General features: G+C 64.4%; 1 pseudogene. It reads right to left on the bottom strand.

The features are described 5' to 3' along the window. Positions 1–272: pseudogene (locus tag AOK15_RS46675) on the bottom strand (sterol desaturase family protein); the annotation flags it as partial. Positions 273–399 lie beyond the last annotated feature (127 nt).

The raw sequence follows: 399 nt of genomic DNA, 5'->3' as shown, positions 1-399 counted from the left end.
GCGAGCAGCATCAGCGGGACCGTCCACCACAGCACGGGCACACGCAGCGGGGTCAGCTCGTAGATCGCCGTGTAGAGGGCGACGATCGGGATCTTCCACAGGAAGTCGAACACGAGACTCCCGAGTCCCATGCCGACGCTCGTCGCGGCGTCCTTCGCCTCGTACCCGGCGGCATCCTCGTCCGGATGGAGCCGGTAGCTGATCACCTCGATCACGGTGAGCAGCACAAACGCGGGTATCGACCACAGCACGACATCGGGCAGGTTCGGCATGTGGGCACCGTAGAACCGCTGGTGAGCTGGGGCTAGACGTTGTTACTGACAAGTATTTCCGGTGGTACGCGCTTGCTTCTTGGCGTCCTCCACCAATCCGGCGGGCAGGGTCAGGGCGACGGCTCCC

Origin of the sequence: Streptomyces ossamyceticus, assembly GCF_001418475.1 — a bacterium.
Taxonomy (GTDB): domain Bacteria; phylum Actinomycetota; class Actinomycetes; order Streptomycetales; family Streptomycetaceae; genus Streptomyces; species Streptomyces ossamyceticus.
The sequence above is the reverse complement of the archived record's forward strand: the minus strand, read 5'-3'. Positions and strand labels throughout refer to the sequence as shown.